At 39.3% G+C, this 17,652-nt stretch carries 18 protein-coding genes; 3 read left to right on the forward strand and 15 right to left on the reverse strand.

The window, feature by feature from the left end:
* Positions 1-120: 120 nt before the first annotated feature.
* On the forward strand, positions 121-672 hold the full coding sequence (locus QZ576_RS16815; protein ID WP_297099114.1) for a DUF1697 domain-containing protein: 552 nt from the start codon (positions 121-123) through the stop codon (positions 670-672).
* Here the strand turns inward: QZ576_RS16815 and QZ576_RS16820 are convergent.
* The 9 genes from QZ576_RS16820 to QZ576_RS16860 all read right to left on the reverse strand — a co-directional run bounded on the left by QZ576_RS16820 (position 669) and on the right by QZ576_RS16860 (position 9,130).
* On the reverse strand, positions 669-1,649 hold the full coding sequence (locus QZ576_RS16820) for a CHAD domain-containing protein (protein WP_297099116.1): 981 nt from the start codon (positions 1,647-1,649) through the stop codon (positions 669-671). The genes QZ576_RS16815 and QZ576_RS16820 overlap by 4 nt on opposite strands.
* Positions 1,650-1,732: 83 nt before the next feature.
* Entirely contained in the window at positions 1,733-2,851 is a 1,119-nt protein-coding gene (locus QZ576_RS16825) for an ABC transporter permease (RefSeq protein ID WP_297099118.1), read from the reverse strand.
* A gap of 30 nt (positions 2,852-2,881) precedes the next feature.
* A complete protein-coding gene (locus QZ576_RS16830) occupies positions 2,882-3,238 on the reverse strand; it encodes a four helix bundle protein (RefSeq protein WP_297099119.1) in 357 nt (118 codons plus the stop codon).
* 80 nt (positions 3,239-3,318) lie between these two features.
* Positions 3,319-4,425, reverse strand: coding sequence for an ABC transporter permease (locus QZ576_RS16835; protein ID WP_297099121.1), 1,107 nt, complete (start codon positions 4,423-4,425; stop codon positions 3,319-3,321).
* A 111-nt stretch (positions 4,426-4,536) separates the two neighbouring features.
* Complete coding sequence (locus QZ576_RS16840) at positions 4,537-5,262, reverse strand: ABC transporter ATP-binding protein (RefSeq protein ID WP_297099123.1); 726 nt, start codon at positions 5,260-5,262, stop codon at positions 4,537-4,539.
* A 151-nt stretch (positions 5,263-5,413) separates the two neighbouring features.
* Positions 5,414-6,316, reverse strand: a complete 903-nt coding sequence (locus tag QZ576_RS16845) for an ABC transporter ATP-binding protein (protein ID WP_297099125.1) — start codon at positions 6,314-6,316, stop codon at positions 5,414-5,416.
* A 17-nt stretch (positions 6,317-6,333) separates the two neighbouring features.
* Complete coding sequence (locus QZ576_RS16850) at positions 6,334-7,215, reverse strand: HlyD family efflux transporter periplasmic adaptor subunit (protein ID WP_297099127.1); 882 nt, start codon at positions 7,213-7,215, stop codon at positions 6,334-6,336.
* A gap of 26 nt (positions 7,216-7,241) precedes the next feature.
* Positions 7,242-8,519, reverse strand: coding sequence for a TolC family protein (locus QZ576_RS16855; protein ID WP_297099129.1), 1,278 nt, complete (start codon positions 8,517-8,519; stop codon positions 7,242-7,244).
* On the reverse strand, positions 8,516-9,130 hold the full coding sequence (locus QZ576_RS16860) for a TetR/AcrR family transcriptional regulator (RefSeq protein ID WP_297099131.1): 615 nt from the start codon (positions 9,128-9,130) through the stop codon (positions 8,516-8,518). The genes QZ576_RS16855 and QZ576_RS16860 overlap by 4 nt, the downstream gene beginning before the upstream one ends.
* 162 nt (positions 9,131-9,292) lie before the next feature.
* Between QZ576_RS16860 and QZ576_RS16865 the strand changes: the two genes are divergently transcribed.
* Complete coding sequence (locus tag QZ576_RS16865; protein WP_297099133.1) at positions 9,293-10,111, forward strand: DUF1080 domain-containing protein; 819 nt, start codon at positions 9,293-9,295, stop codon at positions 10,109-10,111.
* 152 nt (positions 10,112-10,263) lie between these two features.
* On the opposite strand, the gene QZ576_RS16870 is transcribed toward QZ576_RS16865, so the two are convergent.
* Positions 10,264-11,193, reverse strand: a complete 930-nt coding sequence (locus tag QZ576_RS16870; protein WP_297099136.1) for a DMT family transporter — start codon at positions 11,191-11,193, stop codon at positions 10,264-10,266.
* 229 nt (positions 11,194-11,422) lie between these two features.
* On the opposite strand from QZ576_RS16870, the gene QZ576_RS16875 reads away from it, so the two are divergent.
* Entirely contained in the window at positions 11,423-11,887 is a 465-nt protein-coding gene (locus QZ576_RS16875) for a MaoC family dehydratase (protein WP_297099138.1), read from the forward strand.
* Between the two features lie 38 nt (positions 11,888-11,925).
* On the opposite strand, the gene QZ576_RS16880 is transcribed toward QZ576_RS16875, so the two are convergent.
* From QZ576_RS16880 to QZ576_RS16900, 5 genes are all read right to left on the reverse strand, one after another.
* Complete coding sequence (locus QZ576_RS16880) at positions 11,926-12,411, reverse strand: low molecular weight protein-tyrosine-phosphatase (protein ID WP_297099140.1); 486 nt, start codon at positions 12,409-12,411, stop codon at positions 11,926-11,928.
* Between the two features lie 84 nt (positions 12,412-12,495).
* A complete protein-coding gene (locus QZ576_RS16885; protein ID WP_297099143.1) occupies positions 12,496-13,245 on the reverse strand; it encodes a shikimate dehydrogenase in 750 nt (249 codons plus the stop codon).
* 38 nt (positions 13,246-13,283) lie between these two features.
* On the reverse strand, positions 13,284-14,219 hold the full coding sequence (locus tag QZ576_RS16890; RefSeq protein WP_297099145.1) for a DUF368 domain-containing protein: 936 nt from the start codon (positions 14,217-14,219) through the stop codon (positions 13,284-13,286).
* A gap of 108 nt (positions 14,220-14,327) precedes the next feature.
* Positions 14,328-17,012 carry a hypothetical protein gene (locus QZ576_RS16895; RefSeq protein ID WP_297099147.1) on the reverse strand — a complete coding sequence of 895 codons (2,685 nt, stop codon included), beginning with the start codon at positions 17,010-17,012 and terminating at the stop codon, positions 14,328-14,330.
* Positions 16,999-17,652, reverse strand: a 654-nt coding sequence (locus QZ576_RS16900) for a GLPGLI family protein (RefSeq protein ID WP_297099149.1), incomplete at its 5' end; no start/stop codon positions are given. The genes QZ576_RS16895 and QZ576_RS16900, both read right to left, overlap by 14 nt.

Consider the following 17,652-nt stretch of genomic DNA (forward strand, 5'->3'; position numbering starts at 1 on the left):
TGCTTTCGCTTCAAATTTAACGCTTACATTTCAACCTTTGTTCTTTCTGTTGAAGAAAATTAGTTTTTGGTAAAAAGAAGAAACATAAAAACTATGTTTAGCACCTGATGTTATGAAAGTATGAAAACGTATGTAGCCATTTTGCGCGGAATAAATGTTAGCGGGAAAAACAAAATAAAGATGGATGCGCTGAAATCCTCTTTTTCCAGTCTTGGATTCGAACAGGTACAGACCTATATTCAAAGCGGGAATGTGGTTTTTAAATATCAAGAGATGAGTAGCGAAGATTTAGCAGAACTGATAAACAAACAAATTCTGGATGACTTTGGATTTGATGTACCGGTTTTAGTTTTGGATTCCGTGCAGTTGGAGACAATTGTTAAAAACAATCCTTTTGTTGGCGACGAAAGTAAAGAAGTTCAGTTCCTGCATGTTACTTTCTTGAAGGAAACTCCGAAAAATGTGAATAACGAAAAAATCAACTCGTATGTAAAAGCCGAAGAGGAATTTGAGGTTTCCGAATGTGCAGTTTATTTGTATTGTCCGCACGGTTATGGAAAAACCAAACTCAACAATAACTTTTTTGAAAGTCAACTGAAAGTGACTGCAACTACTCGCAATTGGAAAACTACCTTGAAGTTGTTGGAAATGGCGAATAAAACTGAAGTTTAATCGTCGTCACAATTGCATTGAATGTCATTCTTTGTTTTGCGGCTTCTAAAAAGCTTGAGATGATTTTTATGCATCACCGAATTTTCCCAGTTTTTGAAAATGCGCAGGGCAAAAGCGTCGCTGCTTTCTGCAAAACATTGTTCGCCAAGCGCCTGAACACGTTTTCTTAAAACCGATCGACGGTTATACAAATAACGCATCAGCTTTTTGCGCGAATCTTTATCGGTAATTGAAATGCTATTGTATTTAATCGCCTCGTGAAATAAATCCAGGTCGTGCAAATTTCCAAGGGTGCTTCCCAATAAACTCAAATCGCTAAGGTAGACCCGAATGGAATTTGGCCAGGCTTTGTTGAGTAGCATTAAATGGTAGGTCAGGTATTTTACCTGCTTCCGCCAGTAATGGTAAATTTCGTCGTCATTCAAAAATTCAGTAGTTTCAAATGCACCTCGCGCACGTTTATAAATATGTTGCAGACTTTTGAGAATAAAAAATTCCGGATCGCCTGTAAAATTCAGGCTGTGTATCAATTGCTGAAGACTCAGTATCATTTGCTTTATATCTTCGGCATGCCCTGTCTCCTTAAAATGGTCAAATGCTTTTTTCCTGTTTCGCCGGTGTTGGGAAATAATTTTATCGAGCGCTTTTGTAACTGCCGGATTACGTAGTTTTACTTTTATTTCCTGTAGAAGTTCAATTTGCGAAGTATCGTCGCGCAAAGGAGCAACTTCCAATGCAAGATCACGATAATGGCCGTTCATTTCATTGTAGCTGTCTTCCCCGATTTCGTGACGAAGCAAACGCAACAATCCGCGTATCTTTTTAACATTGGTGCGAACTTCGTGAATGTAGTAATGCTGTCGATTGGTATGAACAATAAATCTGGCAGAATCGGAATGTAGTTTGTCGAGCACACGAAAAATGCCCTCTTCAAAATATTCACGTTCTTTTATTTCCAGACTAAAATCTTCACTCATTCTTTTCGCTTTGAACTATTGACACTACCATCAGACTGCTTACAGATAAACGAGTTCGGTATAAAAAGGTTAACCGCTGTAAGTTATGCCGTTTTCCGGTAACGCCAAATAGCAAGGCTTAAGAATGTAATGCCTAAAATCGACAGGGAAACGAGTTCTTGTAAAAGGTCGGTAATGTTGGAGCCTTTTAAAACGACCATACGCATTACCCGCATAAAATAGTAGATCGGGTTGAGCCGGTCGATGGTTTGTGCCCAGTTGGGCATACTTTCTACCGGAGTGAAAATGCCTCCCATCAATACAAAAATCATCATAAAGAAAAAGCTGACAAACATTACCTGCTGTTGTGTATCAGCTAAAGTTGAAATAAACAGTCCGAGACCAAGCACCCCGATGAGGTATATGCCAGCCATAAAAAACAGGGTGAACAAACTGCCAACAATTGGGAGGTCGAAAACCAGCCAGGCGATGGTTAAACCAAAAGCCAGGTCAAACAGACCAATTATCCAAAACGGAATAAGTTTACCAATGATAAACTGGTATTTTTTTAGCGGTGTTACGTTCAGTTGCTCGATGGTGCCGATTTCTTTTTCGCGCACCAGGTTCATCCCCGACATAAACATTCCGATAATGGTAACAAGAATCGCCAAAATACCGGGCGCCATAAACCATTTGTAATCAAGCTCGGGATTGTACCAGTAATTCTCTGTAATTTCAACTTTTGTAGGGGGTGTAAATTCCGGAATTCCTTTCCATTCGGCAATTATGTCTTTGTTAAAATCGCTGATGATGTTTGCGGAATAAGCATAAATCAGTTGTGCCGAGTTGCTTTCGATGGCATTTATCAAAAGTTGCACTTTTGTCTCGTCGTCACGAATAAGGTTACGTTCAAAATTAACCGGGAAAACAAGAATAGCATCTGCTTCATCGTTCAATAATTTGTCTTCGGCCAGCTTTTCTGATTGCTCTAAATGATGCACATGAAAAAACGGAATTCCATCAAATTTGGCGATCAGCTGCCGCGAGTTTTCGGACATATCGTGGTCGACCACAACCAAATCGATACGTTTCATATCGTAAGTGGCCGCAAATACTAAAATCAGCATTTGCATGATCGGCACAACAAAGATCATCGGCAGGATGGTCTTGTTCCGAAATATTTGGCGGAATTCTTTTTGCAGTAGGTATAGTATTGTTTTCATAGTGAGCTTCTGGCTTCTAGCCCCGAGCTATTAGCTTTGTTTTAAATTCTTTTGAAGTCCGGTGATCATTCGTTGTTCTTCATCCAGACTATTTATAATTTCTGAAAAATCTTTATCAGAAATAAAATTCAATCTTTTTGCAATTGTTAGCTGTGTTTCTAACTCAAATGATGAACCTAATGCGATGTCTAAAAATCGATTAAAATCTTTATCGGAGCCTCTCCCAGATCCTTCTGCAATATTTGAAGGAACAGAGATTGCTGAACGTTTTATCTGGCTCGTCAAACCATACAATTCTTCTTTAGGAAATGTGTTGGTGCTTTTGTAGATGTCAACCACCAGTTCAATTCCTTTCTGCCATACTTTTAACTTTTTGAAGTTCTTCATCTTTTTTGTTATTAAGGTTAATATTTATATGTATTAATTCTTATTTCATTTGCTCGCGGCTATAAGCTAATGGCTATCAGCTATTCTAATCTAATCTTAAACTTCTTCACACTTACCGCAATAAAAAACAATGTCATGCCAATCAAAACTGCTGTCTCTTTCCAGATAAAAAAGATACCGGTTCCCTTGAGCATGATAGTTCTTACAATCGTTATGAAGTATCGGGCGGGCATTATGTGACTGAAATATTGCAGCACCACTGGCATATTTTCGATAGGAAAAATAAAACCTGATAATAAAATGGTGGGCAGCATTAATCCGATCATTGAGATAAACATGGCTGCCATTTGGTTTTTTGCCGCCGTCGATATCAGAATTCCCAGGCAAAGTGCCATCATGATGAAAAGAATGGTTTCCAGCATGAGCAAAATGAAACTGCCGCTCACCGGTACGCCAAACACAAAATGCCCGATCAGCACAATGATAAAAGCATTGGCGATTGACAATAAAAGATAGGGAAGTACTTTGCCAACAATAATTTGAACGGGGCGAAGTGGTGAAACCAAAAGAATTTCCATTGTTCCCAATTCTTTTTCGCGGGTTATGGAAATGGAAGTCATCATGGCTGAAATGAGCATTAGAATCAGTGCCATCACTCCCGGAACAAACATGTAAGCACTTTTCATTTCTTCGTTAAAGTACATACGTACTTCAGGAGTAATTTGCATGGGTAACTGCATTTCGGGATACAGTTTTCGGATGTAGTCGTTTACGATGGCAGTTGTGTAGGATATAGCCAGCTTAGCAATGTTCGGATCGGAAGCATCGGCTATCAGCTGCATTTTTGCAATGCCTTCTTTTCCGAGAGTTTGCCCGAAGTTGTTTTCAAAAACAATCACCTCGCGCACTTTGCCTTTCCGGAAAATGGCATCGATATCGTCGAGGTTGTCAAGGTTTTCATCTAACAGGAAATAGCCCGATGACAGCAATTTATTAGTTATTTCCTGTGTGGTTTCATCTTTTGACTGGTCATAAATGGCAATATGCACATCTTTGATCTCGCTTTTAATCACCGTTCCGAAAACCAGCAGTTGCACGACCGGTATACCAAATAGAATCAGCATCGTCCGCGCATCACGAAAAATGTGGAAGAATTCTTTTTTTATGAATGATCTTAGTTGTTTCATTTTTTATTAATTACCAGTTGTAATTTCGAAGGAAGAATGACTGAGAAATCTATTTCATTGGTTACAGATTTCTCCTCGCAGGCTCGTCGAAATGACATTGTTCTGTGGCTTTCATCTCGCTATCTTCAAAAACACTTCGTCCATGTTTGTTGCATTGTATTTTTCTTTCAGTTTTGCCGGCGTGTCGAGTGCCTCAATTCTACCGGCATTCATTATCGATACGCGGTCGCAATATTCAGCTTCATCCATGTAATGAGTAGTCACAAAAACGGTGATACCGTTGTGGGCTGCTTCGTAAATTAGGTCCCAGAATTTACGTCGTGTAACCGGGTCAACACCTCCTGTTGGTTCATCGAGGAATACAATTTTCGGATCGTGAAAAATAGCCACCGAAAAAGCCAGCTTTTGTTTCCATCCCAGCGGTAAATCCCCAATGAGCTTGTTTTTTACATTTTCCAGCTCCAGTTTTTTTAGCAATTCCGATTCTTTTTCTTTGCGCTGCTTTCTGCTGATTCCATAAATTCCTGCATACAACTTAATGTTCTCCAAAATGGTCAGGTCTTCATAAAGCGAAAACTTTTGGCTCATATAACCGATGTTCTTTTTTATTTTTTCGGTTTCACGATAAATATCAAAACCTGCAACTTCCACCTCGCCCGATGTTGGTGATGACAGTCCGCAAAGTATACGAATAGCTGTAGTTTTACCTGCTCCGTTAGCTCCCAGAAATCCAAAAATTTCACCCTTTCTTACCTCAAACGACAGGTTGTCGTTTGCCGTAAAATGACCAAAGTTTTTGACCAGGTTTCTTGCTGAAATGATTGTTTCTCTTTCCATATTAGATAGTTTGCAGTCTCAGTATTCAGTCTCAGTTACAGTTAAAGAATCGGGGTACTTCCGAGAACTTTTTTGATATACTATTAAACTTTTAAAATCCATACTGTTTATTTTATTTTTACTGAAAGCTGAGACTGTCAACTGCGACTTCTTACTGCTCCATTAAGTTCATAAATACATCTTCAATACCGGCAGGAATTTCTTCTACAAGTATTTTTTCATGCCCCAGGTTTTGAAGATAATTATCGAGCTCGTTCGTTTCCACTTCATCATTCAGTCCCGTAAAATGGGCGTACTGTCCAAAAGCATAAACGGCTTCGGCTTTATCGTAAGCACGTAAATCGTTGATCAGTTGATACATATTTCGGGCGCCTACCTGAATGATCTTTCGTGGAAATTTTTCGGTTATCTGTTTTGGAGAATCCACATCCAGTATCTGTCCGTTTTGGATTAATGCTACCCTGTCGCAAAGATCGGCTTCGTCCATATAAGGTGTCGACACCAAAATGGTAATTCCTTTTTGCTGAAGGTTTTTTAGCATCTCCCAAAACTCTTTTCGCGAAACAGCATCTACTCCGGTTGTTGGTTCGTCGAGTACCAATATTTTGGGTTTATGGATTAGTGCACACGAAAGCGCCAGTTTTTGTTTCATCCCACCCGACAGTTTCCCTGCACGGCGGCTTTTAAAGGGCTCGATCTGGTAAAAAATGTCACGAATCAAATCGTAATTCTCCTGAACCGTGGTGCCAAAAACAGTCGCAAAAAAGTTCAGGTTTTCTTCCACGCTAAGATCCTGATACAATGAAAAACGCCCCGGCATATAGCCGACCATTTTGCGGATCTTCTTGTAATTTTCAACCACATCCAGATTATCTAATTTTGCTTCACCAGAATCGGGTAAAAGCAGCGTCATAAGAATGCGGATCAAAGTTGATTTCCCTGCTCCGTCAGGACCGATCAATCCAAAAAGTTCTCCTTCATTCACATGCAGGTTGATACCCGAAAGTGCCATGGTTTCCTTGTACGACTTTGTTATGTTGTTAATCTCGATCATGAAATACTTGACATTGATTAGTTCCAACGAACTTCCCCGGGCATTCCGATTTTTAATGTTCCATCGTTTTTTACTGTTACTTTAACAGCGTAAACCAGCTTTACACGTTCTTCTTTGGTTTGGATGATTTTAGGTGTAAACTCCGCTTCCGATGAAATCCAGGTAATGGTTCCTGTGAAATGTTGATTTTCGGCAGCATTCTGATCGACCAAAACATCGAGCTGCTGACCGATTTTTACATGTGGAAGTTGAGCACCGCTTACATAAACTTTAAGTTCCAGTTCGCTGATATCTGCAATTTTGAAAAGCGCTTTTCCGGCAGTAGTTAATTCTCCTTGCTCAGCGTATGTTTCAAGAATGGTTCCTGAAACCGGTGATTTTATAGTACAGCGGCTTAACTGATCGGCAACCGAAGCTTTTTGCGCCTCCAAAACTTCCTGCTCTTTGCTGACGAGTGTGAATTGTGTTTTGGTATTGGCAATCTGTTTGTCGATTACACTAATCTGCCCCTGAATATCGTCAAGTTGTTTTTGTGTGGCAGCTCCGTCTTTCAGCATCTTTTTTATGCGTTCTTCGTTGATCTTCAGATTTGCTTTTTGCTCTTCGAACACAGCAATTTGCGACTGAATCGACTGACGTTTGGCCACGACGGCAGTTTGTTGAGCATCAAGTTGCAACAGTTGCAAATGGAGTTGAACCGTGTCGATAAGAGCTGTAGGATAACCGGCATCAATCTTGTCTCCTTTGTCAACATTTAGTTCAAGGATCTTGCCCGGAGTTTCTGCTGAAACAATAACGGTTTCCGCCTCGAAATTGCCATACGCGTCGGCCGCATCGTTATCCGATTGGCAGGCGATAAAAAGTAATGGCAGCGAAATAATGTAAAGTATCTTTTTCATGGTAATCTTGTTTTTCATGCGTTTATTTAGTTCTGTGTTGATGTGCCCGTTATTGTTTTTCCTTTTATCAGGACGTATTTCTCGCGGGCTTCGTTGAGCTGAATCTTGTGCACTTCTTGTTTAAGTTTTGCTACTGTTTCTGCTTGTAATTCCTGAACATAGTCGGAAGTTGTAATGGTTTCGTTTTCCAATTTTGAGGCGGCTGCTTTGGTAATCCCGGCACGCAGTTCAACCAGGTTTTCGTCGTTCGTAATTAATTGTTCCAGCTTCCCGATTTGTTCTTTTTGTTGAATGAGCAACAGGTTGAGGTTTTGTATAAATGTGGCTTCCTGGCTTTGAAGCATTTCTTGCTGAAGTTGCAAAACTTGTCTTTGTCGCGAAGTTTGTTTCCAGTCGAAGGCATTCCACGAAACGCTCACACCAAAAAGGTAGTAGCCTTTAAATTCGTCGAGTAGCATGTTTAATCCCGGTTTGCCATAACCCAGCTGTCCAAATCCAAAAAGCTTTGGGTTTCTTGTTTTCGAAAGCAAATCGCTTTGAACGGCCAATTGCTCTCGTTGAACGCCCAGTAATTGTAATTCAGGACGTAGCAATTCCGAATTGAAAGAAAAGTTTGTTTGATAGGTAAATGTTTCCTTTTCATCAAACTGTTTTCCGGTAAGCAATTCGAGCATTTGACGCGATGCACTTTTTGCCGCATCCAACTCAACAATATTTTGCTCGAGGTTGATTCGCTCGGCTTTTAACACCAAAGCTGCCGAAGGTTCGGTAACGCCATTTCTTATACCCGATTCTACACGGCTCAACTGTTCTTCAATTGTTTTTACCTGCGCTAGAATTACTTCTTTTTGCTGATCGACAACCAGAGCTGTAAAAAAGGCCTGTGCAACCTGCTCATTCAGTTTGTAAAGTTCAACTTCAAGTTGACTGAGATTGCTGTTCAAAATGGCCGTTTCCAGTGTTTTGTTGACTTTGGTAATTCCACCATCCCAAATGGTTTGCTGCAACTCGGCATAAGCGTTGTAACGATCTTTCGATACGGTTGGTATGGTAACTCCCGGCATCGAAACCGGCACCTCGGTTACAGCCGATTGATAAGTGGCTTGCCCGTTTAATGACACCTGAGGCAAATAATTGGTTTCGTGGTTTTGTATGGAAAGCGAATTGATCTCTTTCCACAATTCCGACTGTTTCAGATTGGGATAGTTTTGTCGCGCCCACACATAACAACTATCCAATTGTATGCTGTTTTGGGCAACCGCTAACTGAAACGGAAATAGCAATAGAATTAGAATCTTTCTCATTTTATTAGGATTGAGTGAAGGATAAATTCCTTGATAGTTACTTTTCTTTTTAGAATAAATTCGTCGTAGTTCGCTTTGTCCTTCTCGAAAAACATTTCCGAGAGAAGTGGTTTTCCGGCAATTGGGAAAACGCTCAGGCTTATGATATTAATGATGAGGTCGCGCGGATCCATTTTTCTGATCTTTCCGCTGTCCATTTCCTGCTTAAACATGGTTATGATTTGCTGTGGATTAATCCCACTTTCTTTAATCATTCCGGCAAGAAATTCAGGATCGCGATGGATTTCTTTTAAAATGAATGTTGGTAGAAAAGGGTTTATCGTTAAAATATCGATGTAGTTTTCGATAAAGGCGCCAAGCTTATCCTCAATTGGTTTGTCGGAATTTACCATGAGCATTACATTGGGCATAATCTTTCCAAAAACACTTTTGAAAATGGCTTCGAACAGTTTCTGTTTCGACCGGAAATAGTAATGAAGCAATGCTTTGTTGATCCCGGCTTCGTCGGCGATTTCCTGCATGCGGGCGCCGTCCATACCTTTATGGATAAACACATTGCGGGCAGCGGACAGGATCTTTTCTTCGGTATTGTCTTTATTTATGGCTGTCATGAATTTGAATTAACTAATTAGTTTAACCAGTTGGTCAAAATTAGAGCGTTGAATTCAATTATCCAAGAAAATAACCAATTAGTTTAACCAGGTGGTTAATTTTTGTTCTTTTCAATATTGTTTTATCTTTACTTTATAACTAAATCAATTAAAATTTCAGTAATGACAACAACTTATAGATTCTTTGGAATTGCCCTTCTGGCGTGCGCTTTGGTTTTATCGGCGTGCAATTCAAAACCCAAAACCCAACAATTAACAGAAAAATCCGGAGAAGAATGGATTCAATTGTTTAATGGAAAAGATTTAGACGACTGGACCCCAAAGTTTACAGGCTACGAGTTAGGTGTCAATTACAAAAATACGTTCCGGGTTGAAGATGGTATTCTTCGCGTGTCGTACGACAATTGGGACGAGTGGAATGGCGAATTCGGGCACTTGTTTTACAAGGATGAATTTTCGCACTACCGTTTGCGGGTGGAGTATCGGTTTGTGGGGCCACAATTAAAAAATGCGCCGAACTGGGCATTTCGAAATAACGGTTTGATGATTCATGGCCAAACCGCAGAATCTATGGAATTGGATCAGGCATTTCCAACATCAATAGAAGTGCAGTTGTTAGGCGGCGTTACCGGACAAGGCGAGCGTCCTACTATGAATCTTTGTACTCCGGGAACAAACGTAGTGATGAATGGAGAATTGATAGAGCCGCATACGATTAATTCAAGCGCAGAAACTCAATACGATGACAAGTGGGTGACTGTTGAAGCAGAAGTGCATGGTGGAGATTTAATCCGTCATTTTGTTGATGGACTAGAAGTATTAAGTTACGAAAAACCACAGCTTGATCCGCGCGATCCAACTTACGAAAAACTTCTTCCGGCCGATGGAAACAAGATGCTTACAAAAGGCACCATCTCCATTCAGGCGGAGGGCCACAGCACGGATTTTAGAAAAATTGAATTACTGGTTTTGGATGAGTAATTCTGCTTTCGCAGATAACTCTCCAATATGATTTTTAGGATTTTTACCCCGCCCCTAAAGGGTGAATTCTAAAAATCAATCTGCTTCCCTTTAGGGATTAGGGTAAAACAGATTGATTTTGTGCACAATTTAATGAATCTGTTAAAGCAGAATTATTTCTGTTCTTTTTGGGCGGCCAGTTTTTGCTCTCTTCGGTTAGCATAGTTAAGGCTAATCAAGGAAATCGCAATAACTATCATTCCGATAATTGACGGGAAATCAGGTTTTTCGTTGCTCAATAAAATCCAGCTGAGTGCGGCCCCGGAAACGGGAATCAGAAACTTCCACACATTCAGTAACGAAACTTTTACGCCCGGCCGTTTAAGCAATGAAAACCAGATAGTAATGGCGGCTGCCGATAAAAAGCTGAGCCAGGCCAAAGCATACCAGTATTCAGGAGGAAATGGTCCCAGGTGAATGCCTTCAACAGGAATAGAAACAACGGACAGCATCAAACCACCAATAATCAGCGAAGTGGAACTTAATACTACCGGCGAAATTCCTTTTGAGTGTTTCGAAACCAGCACGTTGGCATAACCTGATACAATATTGTTAACCAGTAATATGGCAATGCCAATATATTCCAGGTAGCCACTCATCTCAACTTTTGTGCGCCCCAATGTGATAATTGCAATTCCGGCAACGCCAATTAAAATACTAAATGTTTTTAGCGGCGTCATTTTGTCGTTATTAAACGAGAAGTGAGCTACCAGTGCTATAAAAAGTGGTTGCGACCCAACGATCATTGCCGACAATGAACCGGGAAGTAAATTTAATCCGCTGTAAAACAGTGCGTATTGTGCAAATATCTGCACTACAGAAAGTAGTAGTATAAATTTCAGGTTGTGTTTTAATTCTGAAAAATAGCGTTTGGGTTTCCCAAAGTACAAAAACATAAGTATTCCGGAAATGGTAAACCGAATGCCGGCAAACTGGAACGGAGTATGATATTCCAGCCCTATTTTTACTCCCGCAAAAGCGGTCGACCATAAAAGGCAGGCAACAATTGCCAGGAATGTTGTTGTTCGGAAAAGATTTCTCATGCGATAAATTGAAATGCAAAGGTGACTATTTTCTGATAAAAACCGGACGAGTAAGTCTGAAATCTTTAATATAAGTTCACAGTCCTTTTAAAAATAGAACATAAAGTATTAAAATTCAGTAAGTCTTTATGAAAGCTTTATAAAATAGGGGTATTCATCATGCTGTAAGCTGCTATTCTTGCGGAAAAAGGATTAACTTGGCACATCATTTACCAGAATTATTTTTTCAATGGAAAAACGAATTATCAACAACTACGAAGAGTTTGAAGCCCTTTTGGGGCAGGTTATAGGAGTTTCAGATTATGTACAGATAACTCAGGATCAGATCGATAAGTTTGCAGATGCCACGCTTGATTACCAGTGGATTCACACCGATCCGGAGCGTGCAGCCAAGGAGTCGCCGTTTAAAACAACCATCGCACACGGTTATTTATCGTTGTCGATGTTAACTTACCTGTGGTACAATGTTGTTGATGTACGAAATGTAAAGATGATCGTGAATTACGGTATCGAGAGTTTGCGTTTTCAGCAACCGGTAAAAGTGAACGATAAAATACGTGCAACAGTATCGTTAAACGACATTAAAAACCTGCGCGGAATTGCCAAAATTCAGGTGAAAATTGTGGTTGATATTGAAGGCGAGCGCAAACCGGCCTACGATTGTTTGGTAAATTTCCTTTACCACTTCGAGTAAAAAAACTTCATATATATGAAAAGATCTTAGTGGAATTTCTACTCAGATCTTTTTGTTTCAATATCTTCCAACAGCCCCTCGCATGCATCTTCCAACAGATCGAGGACCAGCTCAAAACCTTCTTCACCACCGTAATACGGATCAGGCACTTCATCGTAGTTCCACTCTTTGCTAAAATCTGTCATTTTGTGCAGCTTTTGCAGGTCGCTGCCGCTGCGGGCCATACTTTTTAAGTTCTGCATGTTGCTGTCGTCCATCCCGATGATGTAATCGAAATAATCGAAATCGGAATTTGGATCAAACTTCCTTGAAAGTGATGTTAAATTATAATCGCGACGTATGGCATGCGATTGCATCCTTTTGTCGGCAGGTTCTCCGGCATGCCATCCTGAAGTACCGGCAGAATCCACTTCGAAGTTCTTGCTTAAACCTGCTTTTTTTACAACGCCGTTAAAAACTGCCTCCGCACTTGGCGAGCGACAAATATTTCCCAGACATACGAAAAGTACTTTTGTTTTATCCATGATTTTTAGTTGCGAGTTACGAGTCGCTGGTTTCGAGTTTTATAAACGCTTGAAAACTGAATACTGAGACTGATTACTGATTTCTTACTCCTCCGAGTTCCAGATTTCATAAGACTTCTTAGCCTGATTCAGCAACATTTCGTAACCGTTTTTAACAATGGCTCCTTTGACTTGTCCTTTGGCCATAAACTGCGTTACTTCAGGATTGTAAACCAAATCAAAAAGCAAATGTTTGTCAGTTATAAATTCGTAAGGAATATTCGGGAAAGTCTCAACTTTTGGATAGGTTCCTAGTGGTGTCGCATTAATGATTAAGAGGCGCTCGCTTATTAACTGCTCGTCGATGTCTTCGTAACGGATCTCATTTTCCTTCAACTCTTCAATCGAAGCCGAAATATATTCGATACCCAATTTATTGAGCACATATTTTAATGCTTTCGAAGCACCGCCTGTTCCCAAAATCAGTGCTTTTTTATGATGATCTTTTAAAAGCGGCTTCAACGAAGACTCAAAACCAAAAGTATCGGTATTAAAGCCTTTTAAATGCACACCGTTTTCAGTTCGTGTTACACGAATGGTATTAACAGCACCAATTTCTTTTGCCGAATCATTCAGTTCATTCAAATAAGGAATTACCTGTTCTTTGTATGGAATTGTAACGTTAAATCCGATCACTTCCGGATTGTCTTTTACCACATCCGGGAATTTGGTTATCGAATCGATTTCGAAATTGTCATAAGTTGAATCTATCTTGTCCGTTTCAAAACGTTCGGTAAAATAGCGTTTCGAGAATGAGTGGGTGAGTGGGTAGCCTAATAATCCGTATCTTTTCATGTTTTGATTTTTTACTGAGTACTGTAAACTGAGACTGCTTACTTTTTTAGTTTCTTTCCAATTCCTTCAACAACAAAAATGAGTGCAAATCCGGCAACTGCCAATAGAATTGCTCCCAATAACCAGGCTTCGTGACCTGTAATTTGCTCGTAAGTTCCGGGTAAAATATTACGTTCTGCAATCGGTTTTAATTCGCCATGACGATCAATAATGGTTTCTGTAACTTCTTTCCATGGCCATACTTTGTTTAGCGATCCCACCATAAAACCTGCCAGAACTGCAATGGTTGTGTTGTGGTATTTTTTTAATAGCCACGACAACACATTCGAAAAAGCAATAATTCCAACTGCAGCGCCAACAAGGAAAGTGAGGATAACCGCAATGTTCATATCGCCAACTGCCGAAAGAATAAATTTGTACATGCCCAGCAGTACCAAAATAAAACTACCTGAAATACCGGGCAGAATCATGGCGCAAATGGCAATGGCTCCCGACAGAAAAATAAACCAATAGCTGGTGTTCGCTTCGGCAGGTGTAATAACGGTAATCAGGTACGCAATTACAATTCCGGCCAAACCGCCTATAATGGTATCGGCTTTCCACCGTTTAATGGAGCGCGCCACATAAATTGCCGATGCAACAATCAGCCCGAAAAAGAACGACCACACTAAAATAGGATAGTGGTGAAGTAGGTACTCCAATCCTTTTGCCAGCGAGAAAACACTGATTCCAACTCCGATAAAAACACTGATAAGGAAAGTTCCGTTAATGGCTTTCCAGAACTCGGCAATTTTAAAACTGAGAAGAAGTTTAATTGCGGTTAAGTTGATTGATTTTATCGAGTTAATTAATTCTTCGTAAATACCCGTGATAAAGGCAATTGTTCCTCCGGAAACGCCCGGTACCACATCGGCAGCGCCCATTCCCATTCCTTTTAATACCAGTGTAAAATAATCTTTTGCTGATCTGTTCATCTTTTTAATATTTATCGGAGTATAGGAATTTCAATAAAATATTCAACTTTAATATCAAAAGTCCTACAAACAAGCTGCTAAAATATCAAATAAAGTTTAAGGTCGGTTTTATAATCCGATAGAAATGGTAACTAAAAACTGTCGTGGGCGAATGGAATAAGTATTTTTAGTTAAAGAGATATCACTATTGTAATAGCGCTTAATTTCAGAATTATTAAAAATGTTAAGCACTTCCAGTTTGTATTTGAATTTACCTTTTGTAGGTTTTAAGTGATAAGAGAAATCCGCGAAAAGATTGTTGGACTTATCCTGACCACTCTGTTTTATTGTGTAATATTCGAAAGAAAAGCCCAGTAAGTGTCTTTTTTCAGGCGTATAGAATAAGTTGCCTTTATGTTTCTGATTTGTAATTGAGATTGTGGCTTGTTGAGAGTTTTGCTTAATAAAATGTAACTGGTAGCTGTAAGCTACATCCACTTTTCTCCAGCGATTTACAGTTATTCCCGGATAAAAGGTGTAAACACTGTTTGTTAACCATCCCGGTTTCTCGTTTAGCAAATATTCTTTTTTATTACGATTGTAGTTGGCTTTAAAATCAATAGTTGCCCGCCAGTTTAGTATGTATTGGTTAATTGAAAACGATAAGTTTTGTAAGTAAGATTTGTTATCTTTTTCAATAGCATCGTAAATCAGTAATCCCTGATTGTTTACATTTTGTTTTAGTAGCAAGTTGTTTAAGGTTGTGCTGTTTGTGTAGGTTAGCACCGAGAAAAATCCAGAAATCGGATTTTTGAATTCAGCACCGAAATTATACCGAAATCTGTTTTTCTGAGCCAGTTGATTGATTCCCTTTTTTAATTGTCGGTAACTTGAAAAAACGTACCCCTGAGTTAAAGAAGCTACCTCTCCCATTTGCTGGTCGTATTTGATGCCGGCACGAAAAGTCCAATATCCACTCAGTTCATACTTTAAACTTGCGTTAGGAGAAAGAAACAACTTATTAACCTTGTTTTCTAACTGAAAGTTTTTGTCCCTGATGTTATAATTTTGATAAGAAAAGGGAAGGTTCAAGGCTAAACGTAGTCTGTTTTTTTCATATCTAAGGGTTTCTGATAAATACAATTCTGTAAAAGACCATTCCAAATGGTTTCTTAAACTGTCGGTGGTTATTATGGTTCCATAGTTGATTATTGATGTTTCCAGTTTCTGTTTCTCGTACCTGATTCCCGGTTCCGATTCAAAAATCCAGGGTTTTGTTCCTGTGGTAAACTGAAGAAAATTATGGCTGACGAGATTTCTCTCAACAACTTTCTGTGTGGTTTGCAAATAAGGTTCTCCGTAGTTTAAAATATCCTCAAAAACTCCCGGCGAAAACGATAATTGTTGGGGAGAGTTATTATAATCGACAAATGAATAGAAGCGGATAAAATTCTGATTAACCGGTAGCAGGATATCAAAGTCGTTAGCAAGAGAAAAGTGCGGGATTTCCGAAGATTGCATGAGGTCTCCTTCATTTTGGATCAATCCGGTTTCGCTATCCCAAAATTTATTAAAACTGAATTTATTGGTGAGGTATCTTTTTTTTTCGTTTTGGGTAAGGGTAAGATCGGTACTAAGGCTTTTATTGTAGAATTTATTTTGGGTAATCTCGGTAAACCCGATTGTTTCATTTTCTAAAAAATAGGAAGTTGCCACTTGTCCTTTTTCTTTTATCTTATCGTGGTAATAACTACTGTTAATTTTTAGTTCCGTTCCGTTTTTTGTTTTTAGCAAATGATTATAGGATAACAAGTTTGCATTGTTATTGAGGTAGCGATCCTTTTCTATCTGAGGTTTTTGTATCTGTAATATCCCAAGCAGTTCTGGTTTTCGGTTTTTATAGCCTTGCAACTCTCCATTGCTATATACCAGTGGTTGGTGTTGAGTATTTAAGTCGTGGCCGATATTGTTACTTTGCCAGGTAGTAATAATTTGCTGTTTTTTTGTAAACAACATTGGCGTAAAGTTTATATCGTGCAGGAAAGGCGAAAATCCTGCCCCGGCATACATGGTGCCTGTAATAGCCACATCATTTTTTAATTTTATATTTATTGACGTTTCGTCAGTTGGAATTTTATCTTCCAGCATTTTCACAGGCTGGTGGTTCTGCAGTACTTCCACCGAACTTACCGATTTGTGAGGAAGGTTTTTGTTGGCCAATGCATAACGTTTTTCCAGTAAATCCATCCCCTCAATATAGTATTTCTGAATGGGTTTGCCCTGGTAATAAATCTGCCCCAGTTCGGTAACTTCAAATCCCGGCATGCGGCTAATTACATCGCCAACCGATCGGTCGCCGGCTTTTGCAAAAGCATTAACAACATAGTTAATAGTATCGCCTCGAACCGAAATAGGATTGCCTCTCACGCTTACTTCCTTTATTTCAAAAACATCGGGCAGAAGCTTGATGTCAAACTTTTGGCTTTGATTCGATAACCCGACTATGGTATCTTTAAAATTCAGCGATTTAAAGGCAATAAATACCGAATCGGAAGACGATGTATATGAAAGCTTATATTGGCCTGAGTTGTCGCTTATTGAATAGGTAAGAATTTCTTGCGAGTTTAACGATGATAGGGCTAAAACACTAATCCCACTTACATCACTTTTTTCGGCAATGGATATTTGCCCTGCAACTATGGTCTGTCCTGAAATATTACTAACGAAAAACAGCAACATTGAACAGATTACAAAACCTTCTGCATATGTGGCGAAGTGGTATTGAGGGGCCGATATTTTCTTAATATTTTTCAATAAAGTTGTTTTGAGCTTTAATATTATTTAAGGCATTTGCCTTGCTAGCATCATTATCAAAGGTAATTTGGTCCTCTGTTTGAAATCTATTATAAAGAGAGGCTAAATGAGCATTTAAGGCTTTGATATAATCTTTATTTGATACCTGTATGTAATTCTTTTTTTCTTTAAAATATATAGGTTTTAGGGTTGAAGGTTTAATTACCCCTATAAGTTGGAAACGATGTTGGAATTCTGAGTCGTGTAGTTGTACAATTAGGCCAGGTAAACCTCCAAATTTATATGGCCCATCAGAAATGGGAATTTCTGTTGTAAACCATGCTTCGTAATCTCTTCCGGCAAAATTTGTACTAGCTTTTTGACATGTATACCCCAAAATCTCCTTGGTACCGCCAGGGATTAATTGCCACTTTATCTGTGGTTGGTCAATAACCTTCATATTTTTACTATTAATCCGTGCTGTAAGAGTTATACACGCTTTGCAATCAAGGTTTTTATAAAGATTGTACCTGCACTCTTTGTATATAATTGTTCCTCCAGTTTGGGCCCACACCTTATTAAAATTTTGTGCTGAGAACTCACCTGTTTGCTCTCTTATGATAGAATCTGTAAATAAGGAATGTGATGCACTAAATTTGGA

It is taken from the genome of uncultured Draconibacterium sp., from assembly GCF_913060805.1.
Lineage (GTDB): Bacteria > Bacteroidota > Bacteroidia > Bacteroidales > Prolixibacteraceae > Draconibacterium.

Excerpts from the sequence above, each read along its gene's own strand:
- QZ576_RS16815 (WP_297099114.1), top strand. The coding sequence starts at position 121 with ATGAAAACGTATGTAGCCATTTTGCGCGGAATAAATGTTAGCGGGAAA.
- QZ576_RS16820 (WP_297099116.1), bottom strand. The coding sequence starts at position 1,649 with ATGAGTGAAGATTTTAGTCTGGAAATAAAAGAACGTGAATATTTTGAA.
- QZ576_RS16825 (WP_297099118.1), bottom strand. The coding sequence starts at position 2,851 with ATGAAAACAATACTATACCTACTGCAAAAAGAATTCCGCCAAATATTT.
- QZ576_RS16830 (WP_297099119.1), bottom strand. The coding sequence starts at position 3,238 with ATGAAGAACTTCAAAAAGTTAAAAGTATGGCAGAAAGGAATTGAACTG.
- QZ576_RS16835 (WP_297099121.1), bottom strand. The coding sequence starts at position 4,425 with ATGAAACAACTAAGATCATTCATAAAAAAAGAATTCTTCCACATTTTT.
- QZ576_RS16840 (WP_297099123.1), bottom strand. The coding sequence starts at position 5,262 with ATGGAAAGAGAAACAATCATTTCAGCAAGAAACCTGGTCAAAAACTTT.
- QZ576_RS16845 (WP_297099125.1), bottom strand. The coding sequence starts at position 6,316 with ATGATCGAGATTAACAACATAACAAAGTCGTACAAGGAAACCATGGCA.
- QZ576_RS16850 (WP_297099127.1), bottom strand. The coding sequence starts at position 7,215 with ATGAAAAAGATACTTTACATTATTTCGCTGCCATTACTTTTTATCGCC.
- QZ576_RS16855 (WP_297099129.1), bottom strand. The coding sequence starts at position 8,519 with ATGAGAAAGATTCTAATTCTATTGCTATTTCCGTTTCAGTTAGCGGTT.
- QZ576_RS16860 (WP_297099131.1), bottom strand. The coding sequence starts at position 9,130 with ATGACAGCCATAAATAAAGACAATACCGAAGAAAAGATCCTGTCCGCT.
- QZ576_RS16865 (WP_297099133.1), top strand. The coding sequence starts at position 9,293 with ATGACAACAACTTATAGATTCTTTGGAATTGCCCTTCTGGCGTGCGCT.
- QZ576_RS16870 (WP_297099136.1), bottom strand. The coding sequence starts at position 11,193 with ATGAGAAATCTTTTCCGAACAACAACATTCCTGGCAATTGTTGCCTGC.
- QZ576_RS16875 (WP_297099138.1), top strand. The coding sequence starts at position 11,423 with ATGGAAAAACGAATTATCAACAACTACGAAGAGTTTGAAGCCCTTTTG.
- QZ576_RS16880 (WP_297099140.1), bottom strand. The coding sequence starts at position 12,411 with ATGGATAAAACAAAAGTACTTTTCGTATGTCTGGGAAATATTTGTCGC.
- QZ576_RS16885 (WP_297099143.1), bottom strand. The coding sequence starts at position 13,245 with ATGAAAAGATACGGATTATTAGGCTACCCACTCACCCACTCATTCTCG.
- QZ576_RS16890 (WP_297099145.1), bottom strand. The coding sequence starts at position 14,219 with ATGAACAGATCAGCAAAAGATTATTTTACACTGGTATTAAAAGGAATG.